At 64.1% G+C, this 21,844-nt stretch carries 21 protein-coding genes; 6 read left to right on the top strand and 15 right to left on the bottom strand.

Features of this window, described 5'->3' with window-relative positions:
* Positions 1-153: 153 nt before the first annotated feature.
* The 5 genes from AC0L27_RS21340 to AC0L27_RS21320 all read right to left on the bottom strand — a co-directional run bounded on the left by AC0L27_RS21340 (position 154) and on the right by AC0L27_RS21320 (position 6,959).
* Positions 154-996 (bottom strand): CarD family transcriptional regulator, encoded by an 843-nt coding sequence (locus AC0L27_RS21340; RefSeq protein ID WP_354207480.1) that lies wholly within the window; start codon positions 994-996, stop codon positions 154-156.
* A gap of 344 nt (positions 997-1,340) precedes the next feature.
* Positions 1,341-1,679: a ferredoxin FdxA gene (gene fdxA / locus AC0L27_RS21335; protein WP_275172752.1), complete on the bottom strand. Its 339-nt coding sequence runs from the start codon at positions 1,677-1,679 to the stop codon at positions 1,341-1,343.
* A 132-nt stretch (positions 1,680-1,811) separates the two neighbouring features.
* On the bottom strand, positions 1,812-2,081 hold the full coding sequence (locus tag AC0L27_RS21330; protein ID WP_354063698.1) for an RNA-binding S4 domain-containing protein: 270 nt from the start codon (positions 2,079-2,081) through the stop codon (positions 1,812-1,814).
* An 84-nt stretch (positions 2,082-2,165) separates the two neighbouring features.
* The gene (locus AC0L27_RS21325) at positions 2,166-5,564 is read right to left on the bottom strand and encodes a helicase-related protein (protein WP_473320241.1); all 3,399 of its coding nucleotides are present in this window, start codon (positions 5,562-5,564) and stop codon (positions 2,166-2,168) included.
* 585 nt (positions 5,565-6,149) lie between these two features.
* Positions 6,150-6,959, bottom strand: coding sequence for a DUF3108 domain-containing protein (locus AC0L27_RS21320; protein WP_354207475.1), 810 nt, complete (start codon positions 6,957-6,959; stop codon positions 6,150-6,152).
* A gap of 706 nt (positions 6,960-7,665) precedes the next feature.
* Between AC0L27_RS21320 and rpmB the strand changes: the two genes are divergently transcribed.
* Together rpmB and AC0L27_RS21310 are read left to right on the top strand one after the other, a co-directional pair.
* Positions 7,666-7,977 carry a 50S ribosomal protein L28 gene (gene rpmB / locus AC0L27_RS21315; protein WP_026232426.1) on the top strand — a complete coding sequence of 104 codons (312 nt, stop codon included), beginning with the start codon at positions 7,666-7,668 and terminating at the stop codon, positions 7,975-7,977.
* A gap of 679 nt (positions 7,978-8,656) precedes the next feature.
* Positions 8,657-9,517, top strand: a complete 861-nt coding sequence (locus tag AC0L27_RS21310; RefSeq protein WP_473320236.1) for a hypothetical protein — start codon at positions 8,657-8,659, stop codon at positions 9,515-9,517.
* Positions 9,518-9,874: 357 nt separating this feature from the next.
* On the opposite strand, the gene AC0L27_RS21305 is transcribed toward AC0L27_RS21310, so the two are convergent.
* From AC0L27_RS21305 to AC0L27_RS21295, 3 genes are all read right to left on the bottom strand, one after another.
* A complete protein-coding gene (locus AC0L27_RS21305) occupies positions 9,875-10,153 on the bottom strand; it encodes a DUF1488 family protein (protein WP_007604598.1) in 279 nt (92 codons plus the stop codon).
* Positions 10,154-10,329: 176 nt separating this feature from the next.
* Complete coding sequence (locus AC0L27_RS21300; RefSeq protein WP_007599252.1) at positions 10,330-10,626, bottom strand: hypothetical protein; 297 nt, start codon at positions 10,624-10,626, stop codon at positions 10,330-10,332.
* Positions 10,619-10,885 (bottom strand): hypothetical protein, encoded by a 267-nt coding sequence (locus tag AC0L27_RS21295; protein ID WP_354207470.1) that lies wholly within the window; start codon positions 10,883-10,885, stop codon positions 10,619-10,621. The genes AC0L27_RS21300 and AC0L27_RS21295 overlap by 8 nt, the downstream gene beginning before the upstream one ends.
* Before the next feature lie 360 nt (positions 10,886-11,245).
* Between AC0L27_RS21295 and AC0L27_RS21290 the strand changes: the two genes are divergently transcribed.
* The 3 genes from AC0L27_RS21290 to AC0L27_RS21280 all read left to right on the top strand — a co-directional run bounded on the left by AC0L27_RS21290 (position 11,246) and on the right by AC0L27_RS21280 (position 13,512).
* Positions 11,246-11,377, top strand: a complete 132-nt coding sequence (locus tag AC0L27_RS21290; protein ID WP_007599247.1) for a hypothetical protein — start codon at positions 11,246-11,248, stop codon at positions 11,375-11,377.
* 224 nt (positions 11,378-11,601) lie between these two features.
* Positions 11,602-12,942: a DUF2235 domain-containing protein gene (locus tag AC0L27_RS21285; protein ID WP_354207468.1), complete on the top strand. Its 1,341-nt coding sequence runs from the start codon at positions 11,602-11,604 to the stop codon at positions 12,940-12,942.
* 324 nt (positions 12,943-13,266) lie between these two features.
* Positions 13,267-13,512 (top strand): PilZ domain-containing protein, encoded by a 246-nt coding sequence (locus AC0L27_RS21280; protein WP_007599245.1) that lies wholly within the window; start codon positions 13,267-13,269, stop codon positions 13,510-13,512.
* Between the two features lie 233 nt (positions 13,513-13,745).
* Here the strand turns inward: AC0L27_RS21280 and AC0L27_RS21275 are convergent, their stop codons facing one another.
* The 5 genes from AC0L27_RS21275 to cobS all read right to left on the bottom strand — a co-directional run bounded on the left by AC0L27_RS21275 (position 13,746) and on the right by cobS (position 19,788).
* Positions 13,746-14,153, bottom strand: coding sequence for a hypothetical protein (locus tag AC0L27_RS21275; RefSeq protein ID WP_275172742.1), 408 nt, complete (start codon positions 14,151-14,153; stop codon positions 13,746-13,748).
* A gap of 309 nt (positions 14,154-14,462) precedes the next feature.
* Positions 14,463-15,575 carry an NADH:flavin oxidoreductase/NADH oxidase gene (locus tag AC0L27_RS21270; protein ID WP_354207466.1) on the bottom strand — a complete coding sequence of 371 codons (1,113 nt, stop codon included), beginning with the start codon at positions 15,573-15,575 and terminating at the stop codon, positions 14,463-14,465.
* A 110-nt stretch (positions 15,576-15,685) separates the two neighbouring features.
* The gene (locus AC0L27_RS21265) at positions 15,686-16,747 is read right to left on the bottom strand and encodes an esterase-like activity of phytase family protein (RefSeq protein WP_354257722.1); all 1,062 of its coding nucleotides are present in this window, start codon (positions 16,745-16,747) and stop codon (positions 15,686-15,688) included.
* The gene (gene cobT / locus AC0L27_RS21260) at positions 16,744-18,645 is read right to left on the bottom strand and encodes a cobaltochelatase subunit CobT (protein WP_354207464.1); all 1,902 of its coding nucleotides are present in this window, start codon (positions 18,643-18,645) and stop codon (positions 16,744-16,746) included. The genes AC0L27_RS21265 and cobT overlap by 4 nt, the downstream gene beginning before the upstream one ends.
* A gap of 144 nt (positions 18,646-18,789) precedes the next feature.
* A complete protein-coding gene (gene cobS, locus AC0L27_RS21255; RefSeq protein WP_275172738.1) occupies positions 18,790-19,788 on the bottom strand; it encodes a cobaltochelatase subunit CobS in 999 nt (332 codons plus the stop codon).
* A 308-nt stretch (positions 19,789-20,096) separates the two neighbouring features.
* On the opposite strand from cobS, the gene AC0L27_RS21250 reads away from it, so the two are divergent.
* The gene (locus AC0L27_RS21250) at positions 20,097-20,756 is read left to right on the top strand and encodes a DedA family protein (RefSeq protein ID WP_354207461.1); all 660 of its coding nucleotides are present in this window, start codon (positions 20,097-20,099) and stop codon (positions 20,754-20,756) included.
* Between the two features lie 21 nt (positions 20,757-20,777).
* Here the strand turns inward: AC0L27_RS21250 and AC0L27_RS21245 are convergent, their stop codons facing one another.
* Together AC0L27_RS21245 and AC0L27_RS21240 are read right to left on the bottom strand one after the other, a co-directional pair.
* Entirely contained in the window at positions 20,778-21,200 is a 423-nt protein-coding gene (locus AC0L27_RS21245; protein ID WP_354207921.1) for a nuclear transport factor 2 family protein, read from the bottom strand.
* The gene (locus AC0L27_RS21240) at positions 21,200-21,802 is read right to left on the bottom strand and encodes an NADPH-dependent F420 reductase (RefSeq protein WP_354257725.1); all 603 of its coding nucleotides are present in this window, start codon (positions 21,800-21,802) and stop codon (positions 21,200-21,202) included. Before AC0L27_RS21240 ends, AC0L27_RS21245 begins: the two co-directional genes overlap by 1 nt.
* Positions 21,803-21,844 lie beyond the last annotated feature (42 nt).

The following is a 21,844-nucleotide window of genomic DNA, read 5'->3' as shown; positions in this document are numbered from 1 at the left end:
GAAGCGTAACCCACCACTTCTTTGCGGCAGCATGGTGGGTTACGCCTTCGGCTAGCCCACCCTACGGACCGAGCAAGATCATCCGGCGCCCAAAACAAAAAGCCCGGCCAAGCGGCCGGGCTTTTGCTTGGTTGTGATGAACGCGCGAGACGCTTACGCGGCCTCGTCGGCGACCGTGGCGCCGCCATCGGTCTCGTCGCTATCGCCCTCGGCGTCCGCATCGGCCTCGCCTTCGGCGGCTTCAGACTTGGCGCCGGTGCGGCGCGGGCTCTTGGCGAGCTGGGCCTCGATCTCCTTGACCGCTTCGGTCTCGGTCGAGTGCTGCACCACCGCGATCTCGCGGGAGAGACGGTCGAGCGCGGCTTCATAGAGCTGGCGTTCGCTGTAGGACTGCTCGGGCTGCGACTCGGAGCGATAGAGGTCGCGCACGACTTCCGCGATCGCGACGATGTCGCCCGAATTGATCTTCGCTTCGTATTCCTGGGCGCGGCGCGACCACATGGTGCGCTTGACGCGGGCACGGCCCTTCAGTGTCTCGAGCGCACGCTTCACCAGCGCGGGCTCCGACAGCTTGCGCATGCCGACATTGGCGACCTTGGCGGTCGGCACGCGCAGCGTCATCTTGTCCTTGATGAAGTTGATGACGAACAGCTCGAGCTTCGCACCGGCGATCTCCTGCTCCTCGATGGCCAGAATCTGGCCGACGCCGTGAGCGGGATAGACGACGAATTCGTTGGCCTTGAAGCCCTGGCGCTGGGTCACGACCTTCTTTTCCTCGACCTTCGGCGCAGCAGCCGCGGGCTTCACGGCCGGCTTGGCGACAGCGACAGGAGCCTTGGCAGGAGCAGCCGCAACAGGAGCCTTCGGCGCGGCGGGCTTGGCAGCTTGAGCCTTGGCAGCGGGAGCCTTGGCAACAGCGGGCTTGGCGGCAGGCTTGGCGGCAACAGGCTTGGCAACGGTCGCTTTCGCGGCCGGCTTGGCAGTCTTGTGAGGCATTGCGCTTCTTTTGTTCTTCGAGGACTTTGCAGCCGGCGCCTTCGTCGCGGTCCGACCCTTGGATGCGCTACGGCTGGCCGCGGCGACTTTCTTGGCGTCCTTATGGGAAGCCTTCGCTGAAGTACTCTTTTTACGCGTTTTCTGTGACACAGCCTGCGCGCGGAAACTGCCACGCCCCTGTTCGACATTTGGTTTCACGGGAACCCAACGGGGCCGACGGGGCTAACCAGGGTTCGGCTCAATGTGCCCAATATAGCACATTTCCCGCAAAAATCAATGATTTAGGGGTCTTAAGGGCTGGTTTTCAGCGGTTACGCCGCTAATAGGGTTAAGTTTGACCCGAATTAGTCGCCGGAGCCGGGGTTCGGCGAGAAATACTTGTCGAACTTGCCCTCCATGCCGTCGAAATCCTTGGCGTCGGCGGGTGATTCTTTCTTCTGGGTGATGTTCGGCCAGCTCTTGGCATAGTCGGCGTTGACGGTGAGCCACTTTTCCAGGCCCGGTTCCGTGTCCGGCTTGATGGCATCGGCGGGGCATTCCGGCTCGCACACGCCGCAGTCGATGCACTCGTCAGGATGGATGACGAGCATGTTCTCGCCCTCGTAGAAACAATCGACCGGGCAGACCTCGACGCAGTCGGTGTACTTGCACTTGATGCACGCTTCAGTGACGACGTAAGTCATCCAACGCTCCGAAAAGCTCTTTTAAAAGTCGCGGCTTGCGTAGCGCGGATGGCCCGGCGCCGCAAGCTCAGGAACGGCCGATCATGACGGCTTTATGCGCTTGATCGACCAAGAAATGAATTCAAAGCGCAATTAATTGCGCTGAGAATTCGGATGGCCTTCGCTCAGCTCTTCGTAGAGCACACGAGCCGAGGCAGCATCGCCGCGGCGCTCGTTGAAGGCGACGACTCTCAAGACGCGCACGGTGCGATCGAGCGCGACGGTGAGCACGTCGCCGATCTTGATCGCATGCCCCGGCGATTTCTCGCGTGCGCCGTTGACGCGAACATGGCCGGACTCGACAAGCTCGGCAGCGGAGGTGCGCGCCTTCACCACCCGCGCGTGCCACAGCCATTTGTCGATGCGCTGCCGCTCGGTCGTGACTCTATTCCTTCTGACGCGTCTTCTTCACGCGAACCGCTCCGCACTTCGCTTGAAAACGCTGCGCTACTCCTTGCGCCCGGACAGCTGCTCCTTCAGCGCAGCGAGCTTCGCGAACGGCGAGTTCGGATCGACCAGACGATCGCGTTCACGCGGGGTGGCGCTCGATGCGTAGGGGCGCAGCGACGGTCCACCCTGGCGGTCGCGGCCCTTGTCGCGGTCGCGGCCGCGGTTGTCGCGGCCCTTGTCGCGATCGCCGCCGAACTTGCCCTTGTTGCGATCCTTGTTGTCGCGGTCCTTGTTGCCGCCATTCTTGCCTTCGAAGCGACGGTTCTTGTCGTCGCGCCCCTCGGGACGTGGCGCGCCTTCGGCGCCGCCTTCGCGCGGCTTGCGGAAGTCTCTGCCACCATCGCGACGATGACCGCCGCCATGGCGATGACGCTCACCGCGCTTCTCGCCGTCGGCGGCAGGCTGGGCTTCGCCTTCGGCAGGAGCAGTGCCGGCTTCCGCAGTCGCCTGCGGACGCGGCTGGTGATGGCGCTGGTTGCGATGGCGCTCGTGGCGCGGCTTGCGATCGTCGTGACGGCCGGCGGGACGCCAGACCTCGATGAGCTCGGGCTCGGCGGGTGCGGCCGCGGCCTCCACGGGTGCTGCCGCATCGGCCGACGCAGCGGCTTCGGTTGCAGCAGTTTCTGCGGGCGCGGTTTCCGCAGGAGCGGCTTCGGCAGGAGCGGCAGCTTCAGTGGAGACTGCAGCTTCTTCTTCCGGTGGCGCGATGCCGGGAGCGTCTTCCGGCGTGACGGAAGCCTCAAGCGCCGGCTCATCCTGCGCGGGCTCGTCGTGCTGCTCCATCCCTGGCGCGTCTTCGACGGTCACAGGCTCGGCGGCGGCTTCGATCGAGGCATCCGCAGGCGCTGCGGCGTCCTCGACCGGCGTCTCTGCCGGAGCTTCGGTGCTTGCTTCCGCAGCCGGCGTTTCCGCAACAACCGGCTTCGCCGGCAGCGGCGGACGCTTGTCCATGCGATAGCCGAGCGCGCGCAGCACGGAGGCAAAATCTTCGCCGGCCGAACCGGTGAGCGACGTCATCGCCTGCGTCACGACAAAGCTGCGGCCGTCGAACGCACCGGCGGGCTTTTCGCCGGACGCGTTCTCGCGCCAGGCCAGCGCCGGACGGATCAGATCGGCCAGGCGCTCCAGGATGTCGACGCGGACGGCGCGCTCGCCGGCCTGCTTGTAGCCGAGCACGCGATAGGCGTCGCGCGGCAGCTGCTTGTCGACCGGGAACGAGGTGCGGCCGGAGCTCGCCAGATGCTGCGCGCCCGACAGCGCGGAGGGATCGACATTGTCCTGCTTCAGCGCCCAGAGCAGCGCGGCCAGCGCACGCCCGGCCGGCTTGAGCAGGCCGGGGAAATAGAGGTGATAGGCGCCGAAGCGGACGCCGTATTTGCGCAAGGTCGCGCGCGAGGGCTGGTCGAGGTCCTTCAGCTCGTTGGCGATCTTCGGGCGCTCCAGCACGCCGAGCGCCTCGACGAGCTGATAGGCGATGCCGCGGGCGATGCCGGTGACGTCCTCGGCCTTGCTGAGCTCGAACAGCGGCCCGAGCAGCTTTTCGATATGCGTCTTGAGCCAGAGGTCGAGCCGGGCCTGCACCTTGTCGCGAGGACCGCCCGTGAGGCGTTCGTCGGAGATGATGCGGATGCGCGGATGCAGCGCGTCCTCTGCGGCAGACAGCCGCGCCACGGCGTCGCCGGTCCAGCGGATGATGCCTTCCGAGGTCAGCACGAACTGCTCGTCCGGCGCATTGCCCAGTTTTTCGGCGCGCGCGTTGATCTCGCCGGCGAGCACGGCCTGCGCTGCAGCCTGCAACGCTTTCGCATCGGAGCCGGCTTCCGCCGCATCCGGTGCAAAGGTGAAGCCATCGAGGCGGCCGATGACATGGCCTTCGACGATGACTTCGCCGGTCTTGCCGATTTCCGTATTCAAGCTCGTGTTCTCCCGCAGGCGGCGCATCAATACACTGGTCCGGCGATCAACGAAACGCTCAGTCAAGCGTTCATGGAGCGCATCCGATAATTTATTTTCGACCTCGCGGGCGATCCCCTGCCATCGTTCCGGGTCTTTCAGCCAGTCGGGGCGGTTGGCGACGAAGGTCCAGGTGCGAATCTGCGCGATCCGGGCCGACAGCGTGTCGATATCGCCGTCGACGCGGTCGGCCTGGTCGATCTGGGTCCTGAACCAGGCGTCGGGGATGCATCCCTTCCGCATCAGGAAGCCGTACAGCGTCGTCACCAGCTCGGCGTGGGCGGCCGGCGACAGCTTTCGATAATCCGGGACCTGGCAGGCCTCCCACAGCCGTTCCACCGCGTCCTTGCCATGTGCGACATCGCGCACCTCGGCGTCGCGGGCGGCGTGGTCGAGCACGCGCATGTCCTCGGCGATGGGCGCGCGCGTCAGCGCCTCGTGACCGGGGGCCAGGTTCAGCGAGACCTGGAGCGCGCCGAGGGAGGCAAAATCCAGCTTCGAATTGCGCCATTGCAAAACCTTCACGGGATCGAAGGTGTGGTTCTGCAGCGCATTGACGAGTTCGGGCTCGAACGGCGCGCAGCGGCCGGTGGTGCCGAAGGTGCCGTTGCGGGTGGCGCGGCCGGCGCGGCCGGCGATCTGGCCGAATTCGGACGGCGTCAGGCGGCGGAACTGGTAGCCGTCGAACTTGCGGTCGGAGGCAAAGGCGACGTGGTCGACGTCGAGATTGAGGCCCATGCCGACGGCGTCGGTGGCGACGAGGTAATCGACCTCGCCGTTCTGGAACATCGCGACCTGCGCGTTGCGGGTGCGCGGCGACAGTGAGCCCAGCACCACGGCGGCGCCGCCATGCTGGCGGCGGATCAGCTCGGCGATGGCGTAGACCTCGTCGGCCGAGAAGGCGACGATGGCGGTGCGGCGCGGCTGCCGCGTGATCTTGCGGTCGCCGGCGAATTCCAGCTGCGACAGCCGCGGCCGCGTGATCATGGAAACGCCCGGCAGCAGCCGCTCGATGATCGGTCGCATGGTCGCAGCGCCCAGCAGCAGCGTCTCGTCGCGGCCGCGGCGGTTGAGGATGCGATCGGTGAAGACGTGGCCGCGTTCCAGATCAGATGCAATCTGCACCTCGTCGACGGCGAGGAACGAGACGTCGAGATCGCGCGGCATCGCCTCGACGGTCGAGACCCAGTAGCGCGGCGATTTCGGCTTGATCTTCTCCTCGCCGGTCACCAGCGCGACGGCATCGGGGCCGACCCGCGCGGCGATCTTGTTGTAGACCTCGCGCGCCAGCAGGCGCAGCGGCAGCCCGATCATGCCGGAGGGATGCGCGAGCATCCGCTCAATGGCGAGATGGGTCTTGCCGGTGTTGGTGGGACCAAGCACCGCAGTGACGCCGGCGCCGGGAAGCCGATCGGAAGCGAAGGGGGAGGAGGAAAAAGGCATCTGGGGGATTAGGTAATGGCGATTGGGGCGAATGTCAGTGCTGTTTTGGGGCGGTGGCGCGAAGGGCTGGCCTCACACACTGCTGTCATCGCCCGGCTCGACCGGGCGATCCAGTATTCCAGAGGCGGCGCAGATCAAACCGAGAGGGCGCGGCGTACTGGATGCCCCGGTCAAGCCGGGGCATGACAGCGGAGAATGCGGCGCCCCTCCCCAGATCCCGCGCAACTGTCTCACTTTGCGACGCTTTTCCCGTTGGCTTTAAGCTTCGGAACGAGTTGAGAACGAATCGCGGCCGAATCGCTGACTCCCCCTTGAGTCCTGTTCCGTTCACGCAAGATGTCGCGGGAGGCTTATTGGGTTCGCACTAGATGGAGTTTTGGCCCGCCGCACAAGCGACGTTTCGGTGGCGGATTCGTTAAAGCTGGGGACGGCGCGGAGTCGAATCAGAATCGGGGAGGAGTCAAATGGATTCCCGTCCTCGCCCCCACAAAAAGCGCGAAAACAACCCCATGCACAGTAGGCATGTCGTTGAAATCATTCGTGTTTATTTTGCCAAAAAGGGGAGTTCGGCGCGGGACGCCAGCCCTACTGAGTCTTCGCCACCCTGGGCGGCTGCGCCGTGGTGATGAAGCTGGTGGCTTCCAGCATGGCCGGCCCGAGCGGGGTCGGCACTTTCAGCCAGAACGGGACCAGGATGCGCGTGCCGGCGATCGGCGCGAACGCGACCTCGATGTTGCGCTGGGCGGCGAGATATTTGATCACCGGACGGTCGGGGATGTAGCCGGCGATGGGCACGAAATACAGCGAGCAGACCACGACCTGGCCGTGATAGCCCTTTTCCGCCTTGACGTTTTCCATGCGCTTGAAATCGAGCTTGAGCTCGTAGCGCATGCGGCCGTCGAACACGGCGGCGCTGCCGTGGCAGGCGTCCGCCGACAGCACGTCGCCGGTGCCGGATACGCGCACCAGCGAGGCCGTCATCGGATCCCAGACGCCGCGGCGATGCGCGTCGGTGACGACGATGCGGTCTGGATCGACCGGCGGCTCCGGCAGGATGGCAAAATCCTTCACATTGCCCTTGTCGAGCGTGATGCGGATCTCTTCGGTCTTCTTCGAGGTGGTGGTGGAGGCCTGGTAGCCGGTCGCGACCAGCGCGCCGTTGACCACGCGGCCCTGCGAGGCGCCGGTGCCGGACCCGCCCGCGAACGATTTCAAAAGCCCCGAGGTGCCGCCGGAGGCCGCGGCCGCGAACACGTCGTCCTGGATGTCGATGTTCCAGGCGCCCTTGCCGACCGGAATGCCCGCCAGCGTCGCCTCGTATTGCGCCTCGAGCTTGCCTTGCGCCGCCGCGGGCTCCGCCGCCCACGCCAAGACCAGCCCGAAAAGGGCCACCATGACCCAGCGGCCGGCAGAGCGCGGATGACTTGCGCGCCGCTCCGCTGAGCGCAGCTCATTTGGGCGCAGCTCATTTGGACGCAGACTTGGCGCAAGATGAGGCGTTGTGAGCACGAAACAATCCAATCGGGGCGCGAACGGTTGTTACTTAAGCGAAAAACCGCGCCAGGCAATGTGTCCGGGCCTATCGGCGTCCGGAACTCCACTGGACTCTTCGGGCGCGAATACGCCCTTTATGTGATGGTAAGGCGCGATAATCATTGCCGTTTTGGTGATCGGGGCGGGTCAGAAGCGCGCACCTCTCTCCTCCCTTTCCACTGTCATGCCCCGGCTTGACCGGGGCATCCAGTACGCCGCGGCCCCTCTGGTCAGCCGTACCGTCTCGGAGTACTGGATCGCCCGGTCCCGGCTCCGCCAAGGCTACGCCGAGGCCCACACGGGTGCTCGGCCCGCCGAAGCTTCAGCGAAGGCGGCAAGGCGGGCGATGACACCGCTTTATGCCGCTCGAGATCCCGGTTTCGCGCTCTCGCGCGCCCACATTGCGCAAGCGCGCAATGGGGGAACGACGGGCCAAAAACGGCCCGTCGCCTTGACGTCCCGCCGCTTCCCCCCTATACGTCCGCCCGCTCCCTGCAAGGACAGAGAATTTGCCCGTGGCGCCCCGAATGGCGGCCGCACATCGTTGGGAAAGATTGAGGATTTTGCCATGTCTCGCCGCTGCGAATTGACGGCCAAGGGCCCCCAGGTCGGCCACACGGTCAGCCACTCCAACATCAAGACCAAGCGCCGCTTCCTGCCGAACCTGGTCAACGTGACCTTCATCAGCGAAGCGCTGGGCCGCAACGTGCGCCTGCGCGTCTCCACCAACGCGATCAAGAGCGTCGACCACAATGGCGGCCTCGATCCCTTCCTGCTCAAGGCCAAGGCGGCCGTGCTGTCGCCGCGCGCCCTCGAGCTGAAGCGCGCCATCCAGAAGAAGGTCGGCCCGACTCCCGCGCCGGAGAAGAAGGCGAGCTAAGAATTTTCGAATTGGGCGAGGGCTTGCGTCGGGTGGCGTAGGCTGAGCCGGAAGAGTTTTGCATTGCGGCCGGATCGGAAGATCCGGCCGTTTTTGTTTGCGATGCAACGTGAGCGCGGGGCGTGGATAGTCTGAAAGACTAGCTATCATTTAGGTTGCAGATCTGAAATTCGCTATCTTTCCGCCGCTGAGTTCTAGCCATGACTATCAAACCACCCCTCTTGGGCCAACTAAACCAAGGATCAATTTTCTCCTGTGCAAGGGCCGAACGGTATCCAAAATGTAGAGTTGACGGCATCGTTCTCACAGCGCGATGCGACCTTGAGCAGGACAAGTACAACGTTCTCAATTATGCGCCCATTGTCTCGCTTGCGGACTGGTTACGAGTAGATGGCTATGAACTAATCGTGTCGAGAATAGCCAGTGACCTTTCGTCGAGAACAGAATCTGCTCTAAAGACTATCGAACTGCCGAACAGTATTCTCTATTCTCAAACGCCGGCTACGATCCTCGAAAATTACATCAGGGCAAAGGCTTCATTTTTACGATTTTCAGATTCTACCACGATCACCTAAATAATGCTGGTCAGTTTGACACCGATGATGTCGTTCTGACAACCATAGGCCAACTCGACACCCCTATCTGGCGCAGAAGGCGCACACGTGACGGCTATGACGCAGTGCTGGTTGACGAGACGCATTTATTCAACATCAATGAGCTTCAGCTATTTCATTATTTTACCCGCCTGGAAGGGCCGCACCCTATCGCTTACTCGGTAGATAAATCCCAAGCCGTAGGAGACAGAGGGTGGAGTACCGAAGATATCGCAAACACGTTGGCGGATTCTCGCGGCATCCACGCGGATGAGCAAAGCGAAGTCGTTCGTACGGTATTCAGATCTTCGCCTGATATCGTAAATCTAGCGTTTGCCATTCTGTCCTCTGGGGCGACGCTTTTTACTAATTTCGATAATCCGATGGAAGCCGCAGCATCTGGCTTCACCGAAGTAGACGAACGACTTTGCTCTGAGCCGATCTACTACCATGTTGCAAATGAGCAGGCGTTGATTGCTGGAACGTTCGAGCGCGCCGAGATACTTCAAAGAGAACTTGGGTGTCGCCGGAGCGATATTTTGATCGTCAGTCTGAGCAAGGCTCTTGTGACCGAACTTACCGATTACGCGAAGGGTCGAAATAAGCCTACCCTTCTCTTGACTAAACGAGGCGACGCTAGCGCCGTGGGCGCCGCACGCGAGGCTGCACAGTGGGTCGTAGGTCACGCGGATTTCGTTGGAGGACTTGAGTTTCACGCCGCAATCATTGTGGGGGTTGACGGCGGCCGCGTCCCTCCAACGGCGGACAACGAAAACTTCAGCAGCAAGAGCTTTCTTTCCTATGTCTCACACAACCGATTATACGTCGCCGTCAGTCGCGCACGCTACCGGGTCGAGTTGCTAGGAGAGAAAGCTCGGGGGCCCAGTCGACTAATTGCGTCAGCCATCGAAAATGGGCTTCTCAAAGAGCTTGACCTTGAGGTTTAGATCGGTCGAACGATATTCCTCTTCCTTTCCGAGGTGACCGCGCCGATAGCGCCATCGGGAGAGGTATGCGGTTGAGCCGAACCGCAACATTCGACCACAAATCCAGGCCCAAAATCCTCGTGAACTGCTGACCGCGCCTGCAACGACACCTCGAAGGACATCTCCAAACGTCCTGAAACTCTATCGCTGCCCACGCAAGGACGGCGAGGACGCAGCCGACAGATGATGTCACCATCCTGGGGCATGGTGACGAAGGAAACGACGTGGCACCTGATCAAGGCAAAAGGTCCGATCTGGCTGGCTGGGGCCACCGGCTCCAAGCTAAATGATAGGAGACCGTCTATCGCATCAAGAGCTCTAACCCCGAAAATCAATGCTCCGCAGCACGATCCCCGGCGGCGTGCCTTCGAACTCCGTCGCCTGATATTTGCGTCCGGTGCAGGCTTCGATGCGTTCGCGCAGGCGCGTGAACTGCTCTTCGCGCTCGCTGGGCCTGGCGCGCGGGCCGCGCTCGAGGTCGTCCATGGCGGAGGTCGAGATCGCGCAGGCGATCTCCTTACTGCCGTCCTGCATCGAGAACTGGACGATGCCGCGGTCCTGGTCGTGGGCGATGAAGCGGCTGCTGGTGAGCGTCATGGGGTACTCCTTTTGCGTCCGCGCGGCGTGCCGGCCTTGTGCAACGCGCACACGGGGACGCCGGTCGGCGTTATCGAAGCACGCTGTGACACAAGGGTGCACGACAATTCACTTCGGTGGTTATGGGTCCCGGCCTTCGCCGGGACGACGCCGGTGTTTGCGCGACTTGGCCGGCTTCAGCCGTCGCCGTTGAGTCTTGCGAAATCGTCGAATAGCGCGGCCACCAGCGCGCGGTGGCGGGTGTCTTCGGCGGGCAGGCTCGCGGCATAGAGGTTGAGCAGATGGCGGGCCTTCACGGCGGCCTCGGGCCAGGACGTGGCGGGCACCGACATCATGCGGTTTTCGAGCTCGGCCTCGCGCTCGCGCAGCTCCCTGACCTGGGCCTCGACATCGGCCAGCGCGCGGCGCAGATCGGTTGCCTTCTGGGCGGCCATGCCGCGGTGGCTGTCGAGATCGACCGGGATGTCAGTCATTACAGGCACTCGCATCGATACGTTGGGCATCCGCCAGGTCGACCGAGCCGATCGACAGCATCTCCGTCGCACCGCGCACGCCTTCGGAGGGCACCGTGATCATGGTGGCGACGCGGCGATAGGACGCGAACGACAGGCCCTCGATCATCTGCTCGTCGGTGACGACCTCATAGGCGCCGGCCGGCAATTCGCGCTCGAGGCCGCGGATGTGGAATGGATGCTTGAAGGTGATGGTTTCTCGCCGCGAGCGGATGGTCATGCGCGCCTGCCTTTCGCAAAGAAGGGGCCCCAACCGACGCCAGCCATGGCGAACCATGCGCTTGTTACCCGGCAATAGCCAGCTTTATGTCAGCGCGGGCCGGGACTTAAGGCGCATCGCGATACTCGTGCGCGGCGTTTTAGTCCTCGCCATCGGCAGGACGCGGGCGTACGCTCGACCACGTCAGCGCAGCTCACGCAATTGCCGCGCGTCGATGTTGCGCTGCATCTTTCGCGCCTCGTGTGCGCGGCGGCGATCTTTCAATGGCTCGGGCAGGTGCATCTCGTCGCCTGGCCTAGCGACCATTGCAGCGCCGATCTCGCACGCGGACGAATTCGAAACCCAGGAGGAGACGACGTCATGGCCAAGGGACAGCAACGCAGCAACCGCGAGACCAAGAAGCCGAAGAAGGACAAGATCAAGACCAGCGCCGCAGCGCCCAGCCGCAAGGATGCGGCGTGGCAGCCGGAGATCGGTCAGAAGAAGAAGTAGCGGCGGATAGGAGGGCGGGCTCGGCGTATCGCCGGACTCCGTCATGGCCGGGCTTGGCCCGGCCATCCACGTCTTTCGCGCGGAAGCAAGAACGTGGATGCCCGGGACAAGCCCGGGCATGACGAGTTTGTGGCGCGATCACGCGTTCAATCTCGCCACCATCTCCTTCTCCCCACTCTTTTCCGCTATACTCGCCCGGGTAGCATCACCTGGAGGGGCGTCCTGTGGAGCACGAGCGCAACGCCGACCACACATCCGAGCCGAAGAATCTCGTCATCTGCTGTGACGGCACCGGCAACGAGATCTCGGAGAACATCTCCAACGTCCTGAAGCTCTATCGCTGCCTGCGCAAGACCGACAAGACGAAGCCGCGGCAGATGGTGTTCTACGATCCAGGCGTCGGCACCGTGACGGAGCCGTCGACGTGGCACCGCTGGAAAGCCAACGTCAATCTGGTGCTGGGGCTCGCCACCGGCTACGGGCTCGATGACAACGTGCTCTCGGCCTATTGCTTCCTGATCGAGCATTACGCACCCGGCGACAGGATTTACCTGTTCGGCTTCTCGCGCGGCGCCTACACGGTGCGGGTGCTGGCGGGGCTGATCCACAAGATCGGCTTGATCTCGCCGGAGCAGGCCAACCTCGCAGGCAGTGGCCTCGTCGCCTACAAGCAATATTCCGGCACCGGGCGCGGCAACGACGTCGAGGATCTCAAGGACGTCGCGATCGACGAGAGCGGGCCGCTGCCAAAGGACGCGTTCGACCTCGCCGCGCAATTCGCGCGCATCACCTCGACACGCTGGCCGACCATCCACTTCATCGGCGTCTGGGACACGGTGGCGAGCGTGATCGTGCCGCGGCGCGACAACTTCTTCTTTCTGTTCAGCCTGGAGGAGCTCGCCTTCACGCTGCGCAATCCCAGCGTCAACATCTTCCGCCAGGCGATCGCGATCGATGAGCGCCGCTGCATGTTCCGCCTCAAGCAGTATGAGGAGCCGCAGGATTATTGGCGCAACCGCTATGTGCCCGACGAGAAGAAGGAGCCGCAGGACATCCTGCAGGTGTGGTTCGCCGGCGTGCATTGCGACGTCGGCGGCGGCTATCCGGAAGTCGAGAGCGGCGAGTCCAAATATCCGCTGCTCTGGATGATCGAGGAGGCGACGAAGGCCGGGCTGAACTTCAACCCGCGCACGGTGAACCAGCTCGCCTGGGGCATCCAGCGCAAGAACTCACCATTTCAGTACGTGCCGCCGGCCTACACCGGCAAGACCGGTGAGCTGCACAATTCGATGACGGCGCTGTGGCGCGTGCTGGAGTATCTGCCGAAGAGCGCGACGTACAAGGAATGGCCGGAGCGGAAGGTGTTTCTGGGGTTCTACATCCCCGATTGCGAACCGCGCCCCATCCCCGAAGGCGCGCATGTGCATGAGAGCGTGGTGAAGCGGATGGCGGTGGAGCCGGACTATCGGCCGGTGAATCTGCCGAAGGATTATGTGACCGTGCCGATGCCCGTGCCGCCGCATGTGGGGATGGCGGCGGAGGCGGGGGAGATCGTGGTGGGGTGAGGTTTGCTTGGCGGTACTGCCGCCCCAAAAAAGGTGTCGTCCCGGCGCAGGCCGGGACCCATAACCACAGGGAGCAGTTTGGCGAAGACTCGTCGCTCGGTACTCCTACTTTCCGCAACCGAGAGATCACGCGGTATGGGTCCCGGCCTTCGCCGGGACGACGGCGAATTTGGAGCGCCCGCCGCACCCCGCTACCGCTGCTTTCTCCATTCACCGACACATTTCATTAAAATTCTCCGCCCCGCCTTAGCCGGATCGCATCAACTCCTCTGCATCATCTGCCAAACCACCCGCGCCATCCGCGGAAATTGGAGGAGAGTGCCAATGCATCCGCGACGACATGCCCGCGTCAAACCCGCGGGCCTCGTATCCCGCCAGGCCAAGATCATCACCGACCCGCGCGCGCCGGTGATCCCCTGCACGCTGATCGACTATTCGCCCGGAGGGGCCTGCGTCGATCTCGGCGGACAGGTGAAGATTCCCGATCGGTTCGAGCTGCTGCACGTCAACACCAAGAAGCGCTGCCGCGTGGCGTGGAAGCGCGGCACGAAGGTAGGCGTGGTGTTTTAGAGGGAGCGAGACGTCAGCTTAATCACCCTCTCCCCTTGTGGGAGAGGGTGGCTCGCCGCAGAGCGGCGAGACGGGTGAGGGGTCTCTCTCCGCGGGTACATCTCTCACAGTTGGATCTGCGGAGAGAGACCCCTCATCCGGCGCCATAGCCGATGCGAAGCGTCGGCGTTTTCAAGAACGGCGGCCGAAGGCCGCCTATGCCACCTTCTCCCACAAGGGGAGAAGGAAGAAGCCTACGTCCGCATCCGCGCCTTCGCGCCCGCGACGATCTGCATCGCCACGCCCGCGATCCAGCCAAACAAGGCGAACCAGCTCCACGCGATATGCGGCTCGAGGCGGAGCACGATGATGGCGACGGAGGCGAGCGCGGTGAACGTGGCGCAGAGCGTGCCGGCGGAGCTCAACAGCTCCGCGGCGTCGATGTCACCGTGGGCCTCGTCGAACGGCAGCTGCGGCGTGTCGATGCCGAGATAGAAGCCGACAAAGCCCAGCACCATCATCAGCAGCAGGAAGCCCTCGGTGGTGAGCGCGGGAATCGCAGATCCCACGTAAGCGCCGACGAACAGCCCGCACGCCGCGCCCGCCATCGCAAGACCCACGCGCTCGATGACGTGGGCAGCTTTCCGGATACGAAACCGCATGGCGGGCCTCCGTGAGGCGTTGAACGCGCGCGAGGTTAGGCCAGATTTGGCGGAGGTGGAAGGTGAGGGGATCTACGGATGCGTGAGGCGGGGTGGAGTGGGACGTGACGACCCAAGCCCCACTCTCGCGTCGTCCCGGAGAAGGCCGGGACCCATAACCCCAGGGAGATGTTTTACGAAGACTCAGAGTTTAGTTGCACACTGACAACTCCCACCACGCCTCGTCGTTAGATCACGCGGTATGGGTCCCGGCCTTCGCCGGGACGACACTGTAAATGCGGCGTGGTCCTCGCGCCACACTCGCTCCCCTCACCGCGCCCCGAAACTGGTCTTGCCGAACAGCGCCTTCTGCGTCGAGGGCTGCGAGCGCCAGTATTGCGGCGGGGCTTCGACCTCGCCGCCGAGCTCCGCTGCGGCGTGCCAGGCCCAGCGGGGGTCGTAGAGCAATCCACGGGCGAGCGCGATCATGTCGGCCTTGCCGGATGCGACGATGTCTTCGGCCTGCTTCGGCTCGGTGATCAGGCCGACGGCGATGGTGGGCAAACCCGTCTCGCGCTTGATGGCCTCTGCAAACTGCACCTGGTAGCCGGGGCCGAGCGCGATCTTCTGCAGCGGCGAGACGCCGCCGGAGGAGGCATCGATCCAGTCGACGCCGCGCGCCTTCAGCGCATTTGCGAATACGATGGTCTGCGCCAGTCCCCAACCGCCCTCGACCCAGTCGGTCGACGACACCCGCATGCCGACCGGCTTGTCGTGCGGGAACACCGCGCGGACCGCGTCGTAGACCTCCAGCGGGAAGCGCATGCGGTTCTCGAGCGAACCGCCATACTCGTCGGTGCGCTTGTTCGAGATCGGTGACAGGAATTGATGCAGCAGATAACCGTGCGCGCCGTGCAGCTCGATGGCGTCGATGCCGATCCGGTCGGCGCGTTTGGCGGCATCGACGAAGGCGTCGCGGATGCGCTTGAGACCGGCGGCATCGAGTGCCAGCGGCGCGGCTTCGCCCTCCTTGTGCGGCAGTGCGGACGGCGCCACGGTCTGCCAGCCGCCCTCGCTCTGCGGGATCAGCTGGCCGCCGTCCCAGGGCCGCGCGCTGCTGGCTTTGCGGCCCGCATGCGCGAGCTGCATCGCCACCGCTGTCGAGGAATGTTTCCGCACCGAGGTGAGGATCTGCTTCAGCGCGGCCTCGGCGGCATCGCTGTAGAGCCCGAGGCAGCCCGGCGTGATGCGGCCGATCGCCTCGACATGGGTCGCCTCGATGCAGAACATCGCCGCGCCCGACAGGCTGAGATTGTTGATGTGGGTGAAGTGCCAGTCGGTGGGGACGCCGTCCTCGGCCGAATATTGGCACATCGGCGACACCACGACGCGGTTCTTCAAGGTCAGGCCGCGCAGCTTGATCGGGGAAAACAGGGCGCTCATGCGGGGGAGTTCCGAGGGATGGAGGGCGGGAGTTGGGGAGAGTGTAGTGGGCGATGCGCCAATTGCCAGCCGCGCGGCGGGAATGGCGGCTCGCGGGGGATGCATTGCGGCTATTCCACCAGCGCGAACTGCAGCAGCAGCGTGCGCTGGAGCATCGAGAAATTGTCGTCGGACACCAGCGTCAGCACGGTCTCGCCGTCGGCGGTGAAATGGGCGTCGATGCCTTCCATGTTGTCGATCTCGTGGCCGAGATCGGCCTTGAACAGCACGGGGCCGTCGACCAATGCGCCCGGCGCAATCGATTTCAGGGGGATCGCGCGGATGCGGATATCGACGCCGGTGAACCAGGAGAATTTGCGTTCGAGGATCAGGAGATCGCCCGAGGGCAGCAGCACGGCGTCGCTGATGAGCTGCTGGTCGGTGCGGCGAATGCTGAACTGGCCCGGTGTGGGGCCGCCGATCAGAAATCCGATCAGGTTGCCGTCGGCATCGAAGCCGCCTTCCGACAGCGCGATCAAGGTCCCCGCGAGCGGCTGCCCCTTGGGGACGAACACCAGCGCCTCGAGACCCTTGTTATAGGGCAGTTTCCGCAAGCCCGGCGGCGTCGGCAGCACCTCGCCGCGGGCGCTTGTGCCGCCCTTTGAAAAATCGAACCGCATGATCTGGTTGACGCGCTCGAGCCCGACATAGACGAGGTCGCCGTCACGCGCGAGCGCCTCGGTATCGTACCACAGCCGCTTCTCCGTGATCGGCCGCCCCTGCGCATTGAGCACCGGCGCGGCCTCGACGTCGTCGAGACCCGCCATGCTCCGCCCGGAATAGCGGATGCGACCGGTGAACCAGGTGCCCTGGTCGGACATCGCGAGGAAGCGCTCGCCTTTGCTGTCGAGGAAGCGGAAGCCGGACAGGCCGCCGAAGCCGCGATGCGGCGAGGTCAGCACCAGGCCGCCGCGATAGTCCAGCGAGCCGAAACGCGTGCGCGCGCGGTCGCGCGGCTCGAAATTGGGAATCGGCCGCGCGTTGACCTCGATGCCGACAGGCGCGGCGACGGCGTGCTCGATGAGCGCCGGCTTCGGCGCGGGCTGGGCCTGCGCCAAGCGAGATAGTGCGAGAGTGGAAAATCCCGCCGCCGCGTGGCCGATAAAGCTGCGGCGGGATCGATGGTTGCTCACGAATGCAGTTTGCGTCGCGGGCGACCGGCCGGCTGCGTGGGCGCGGTGTTGGTCTCGCTGAAGAGTTCGGCAAGTTTTTCGGTGATGGCGCCGCCGAGCTCTTCGGCGTCCACGATCGTCACCGCGCGACGATAATAGCGCGTCACGTCATGGCCGATGCCGATCGCGATCAGCTCGACCGGCGAGCGGGTCTCGATCTCCTCGATGATGTGGCGCAGGTGCCGCTCGAGGTAGTTGCCGGGATTGACCGACAGCGTGGAATCGTCGACCGGCGCGCCGTCCGAGATCATCATCAGGATCTTGCGCTGCTCGGGCCGGCCGAGCAGGCGCTTGTGCGCCCAATCGAGCGCCTCACCGTCGATGTTCTCCTTCAGCAGCCCCTCGCGCATCATCAGGCCGAGATTCTTACGCGCGCGACGCCACGGGGCGTCGGCCGACTTGTAGATGATGTGGCGGAGATCGTTGAGGCGGCCGGGACTGGCCGGCTTGCCGGCGGCAAGCCACGCCTCGCGCGATTGCCCGCCCTTCCAGGCGCGCGTTGTGAAGCCGAGAATCTCGACCTTGACGCCGCAACGCTCCAGCGTGCGGGCGAGGATGTCGGCGCAGGTCGCCGCGACCGTGATCGGCCTGCCGCGCATCGAGCCGGAATTGTCGAGCAGCAGCGTCACCACGGTGTCGCGGAACGTCGCCTCCTTCTCGTGCATGAAGGACAGCGGGTGATAGGGATCGGTCACCACGCGCGACAGCCGCGCGGGGTCCAGGATGCCCTCTTCGAGATCGAACTCCCAGGCGCGGTTCTGCTGCGCCATCAAGCGCCTCTGGAGGCGATTGGCGAGACGGGCGACGATGCCCTGCAGATGCGCGAGCTGCTTGTCGAGATAGGCACGCAGGCGCTCCAGCTCGTCATGATCGCAGAGGTCTTCGGCGGCGATGACCTCGTCGAATTTCGGCGCGAAGGCGTGATATTCCGGCCCGCGCGGCTCGTTCTTGCCGTGCGAATTCGGCCGCGTCGCCTCGCCCGGCGTCTCGTCGTCACCGAGCTCGCCATCGTCGAAGGTGTCGGAGGTCGAAGCCTGCGCGCTTTCCATCGCGCTCTCGCTCATCTCCTCGCTTGATGCCTGGGCCTGGTCGGCGCTCATCTCCTGCGCGGCGTCGGAATCGGGCGAGCCCTCGGCGCCGGACTGATCGTTGTCGCCGTCCTGGTTCTCGTCGTTCTCGTCATTGTCTTCGCTGTCGGCGCTGCGCTCGTCGCCAATCTCGAGCGCCGTCAGGAGATCATGCACGGCATCGCCGAACCTGGTCTGGTCCTCGACCACGGTGTCGAGCCGGTCGAGGCGCCTGCCGATCTTGTCTTCGAGGATGGGACGCCAGAGATCGACCATCTTCTTGGCGGCCGTCGGCGGCGCCATGCCGGTCAGGCGCTCGCGCACCAGCATCGCCAGCGCGTCGGCGAGCGGCGCGTCGGCGCGATCGGTGATCTCGTCGAACTTGCCGCGATGGAAATGGTCGTCGAGCATCGCGGTAAGGTTTTTCGCAACCCCCGCCATGCGCCGCGCGCCGATCGCCTCGACACGGGCCTGCTCCACCGCCTCGAACACGCCGCGCGCCTGCGGATTGCCGGGCATCAGCTTGCGATGCACCTTCGGATCGTGACAGGCGAGCTTGAGGGCTATCGAATCGGCATGGCCACGCACGATCGCGGCATCGCGCCTGGTCATCTTTCGCGCGGGCTCGGGCAGCCGCGCCTTGCCCGGTGCGAGCCCGGGACGCTCGGCGGCGAAGCTGACGTCGAGCTCGGGCGCCTTGGCGATCGCCTTCAGGCAGGAGGCCACCGAGCGCTTGAACGGCTCGGTCGGGGCTTCCTTGGTGTTGCGGAATTTGGAGTTGGAGGTGGTCATTTCACCCTATCCGTCGTCCCGGCGAAGGCCGGGACCCATAACCACCGGCCGTTGTCGGTCAGGGAAAACTATCGGTGTGGCTTCATCGAGAGACCTCGCGGTATGGGTCCCGGCGTTCGCCGGGACGACATATCGCGAGAGTAATCAGCTGAGCGCCACGTTCACCGCCGATTCCGGCAGCTCCGCGTTGAAGCAGCGCTGGTAGAACTCGGCGACGAGGGGACGTTCGAGTTCGTCGCACTTGTTGAGGAAGGTGACCCGGAACGCAAATCCGATGTCGCCGAAGATGTCGGCGTTCTCGGCCCAGGTGATCACCGTGCGCGGGCTCATCACCGTCGACAGATCGCCATTGGCGAAAGCGTTGCGGGTGAGATCGGCGAGGCGAACCATCTTGTTGACGATGTCGCGGCCCTCCGTGGTGCGATAGTGCTTGGCCTTGGCCAGCACGATCTCCACTTCCTCGTCATGGCTGAGATAGTTCAGCGTGGTGACGATCGACCAGCGGTCCATCTGGCCCTGGTTGATCTGCTGGGTGCCGTGATAGAGGCCCGAGGTGTCGCCGAGGCCGACGGTGTTGGCGGTCGAGAACATGCGAAATGCCGGATGCGGCTTGATCACCTTGTTCTGGTCGAGCAGCGTCAGCCGGCCGGAGACTTCCAGCACGCGCTGGATCACGAACATCACGTCCGGGCGGCCGGCGTCGTATTCGTCGAACACCAGCGCGACATTGTGCTGGAGCGCCCAGGGCAGGATGCCGTCGCGGAATTCGGTGACCTGCTTGCCGTCGCGGACCACGATCGAGTCCTTGCCGACGAGGTCGATACGGCTGATGTGGCTGTCGAGGTTGACGCGCACGCAGGGCCAGTTCAGCCGCGCGGCGACCTGCTCGATATGGGTGGATTTGCCGGTGCCGTGATAGCCCGTGACCATGACGCGGCGGTTGTGGGCGAAGCCGGCAAGAATGGCGAGCGTGGTGGCGCGATCGAAGCGGTAATCGGAATCGACTTCGGGGACGTGAGGATCGACTTCGGAATAAGCGGGGACTTCGAGATCGCTGTCGATCCCGAACACTTGGCGCACCGACACCTTCATGTCGGGCAAACCGGAAACTTCCTCAACTTTGGACATCGCGGCGGTCGTCATCAATCCTCCGAGGTCCCGGGCGATCCCGAGACCAGTTATTGCACGTTGGCTGCGGCTGGGTGCTGTTGCGAACCTATCAGAGACAACGTGCGGGCAGAAGCCCGCCCCCCAATCAAAGTTCCGTTGTCTTTTCATTTAGATAGGCAAGGAACGCGATTTTTGGAAGGCTGCCCTGCGAATCACGCCTGAATTTCGTGCGGAAGGCACGTCCTGCCCACGTGGGTGGCACTTTTACCGCCGCTCGTTACTTATGTAGGGTCCGAATGCAGGGTCCGAACCCCGAGGCCCAATCCCACCATAGAGACGACGTGACGTCCTTTCTCGATCCCCTCATTTCATTCGTCTCGGCCCATGCGTGGCTGGCCTATCTGACCCTGTTCCTGGCGGCTCTGCTGGAGGCGGTTCCAGTGGTGGGGTCGGTGATCCCCGGCTCGACCATCATCCTGGCGCTGAGCGCCCTGGTTCCGGGCGGCGAGCTCAGGCTGCAATGGGTGTTGCTGGCGGCGGCGCTCGGCGCAGTGCTCGGCGACGGTTCGGCTTACTGGATCGGGCACCGGCAGCAACGGGAGATCCTCAACACCTGGCCGCTGACCAGCTATCCGCGCGTAGTCGAGCAGAGCGAGAATTTCTTCCACCGCTTCGGCACCTGGGCGGTGTTCTTCGCCCGCTTCGTGCCGCCGATCCGTGCCTTCGTCCCGGTCACGGCGGGCGCGCTGGGCATGCCTCCGGCCCGCTTCTACGTCATCAACATTCCGGCGATCCTGGTCTGGGCACCGGCGCATGTGCTGCCGGGTGTTTTGGCGGTGTCGGCCCTGCACGAATATGCCGGGCTGCACCACCATGGACATGTCGGCAAGCACATCTGGATTTTGACTGTGGCTGCAGCGGCGATTTTGCTGGGCGTAGCGGCGTGGGTCTACCGCCGGCGGAACGGCGGCGCGGTCGCCGCGGCGAAGCCGCAGATCTAGCGCCGGCGTCGCGACCTTCTCTCAAGGCGTATTGAGAAGTACCCACAGCCGCGAGATTCTACCATTTTCGACTTCAGCCACGTCGGCCCCTGTCACGGTGGTCGGGCCGTGCTCGGGCCCGGCGTGCCAGGCTAGATGGCCCAAGCCGTGATGCCCGACAGCCGCGCCATCGGGTACGAACCTGAAAGTCGGCCCGAACTGCTTCAAAAGATCTCCCGCGATCCTCGATATTTCTGCCCGCCCGCGGACGATATTCGTCGGCTCGTACATGACGGGCTCATCGACGAACAACACGGCTATGGCCGCTCGCCGCTTGTCCTCGTCACGCTCGTTGAACACGCGCTCCAGATTTGAACGAAGCAGATGGTCGAATTCGATACTACCGGTTGTCATGTCGTAGCCTTTCTTCACATTATTGGTCGGCGAATATCCGCGACGGATCATCAATCGAACTTGACCAGGTTCAACGCGGGAAGCGGGCCACCCGGAAACTGGGTCAACCTTCCGCCGATCGCGAGCGAGCCAAGATCGATGCCGAAGAATCCGAGTTGTTCGATCAGCGCGCCGATGGCGGTCTTAGCTCCGGCATCATCTCCCGAGTAGAACAGCACGCGCTTGCCCCCATCGGTGGTCGGGTCAGCTGCGAGGAGTTCTGACAGCAGATGATTGAATGCCTTCACTACCCGCGCTCCGGGCACCAGATCGGCGAAGACCTCCGACGAGGCGCGACCACCGAGTTCAGCCGGCTTGAATAGCGGCGCCTCGATCGGATTGTTGGCATCAACCACGATGCGGCCGCCGAACGGCGGCAGGCCCGCAAGCGCGCCAGGCAGCTTCGACCAGTTGACCGCGACCAACACGATATCCTTGGCAGCCGCCTCCTCGCGAGTGCCGGCGGTCACGAGCCGACCGATGTCGGCCACAGCCGTCGCCAAGCTCTCCGGACCGCGGCTGTTAGACAAGGTCGTGGCGATGCCCTTACGCGCGAACGCCCGGGCGATGGCGCGGCCGATATTGCCCGCGCCGATAATGCCGATGGTGGACATGGAAGATGCTCCCGAGATGTATGGAGATCAGATCGACTGATC

The organism is Bradyrhizobium sp. Ken51, from assembly GCF_055807435.1.
Note: the sequence above shows the minus strand (reverse complement) of the source record. Positions and strands in the feature narration are given on the sequence as shown.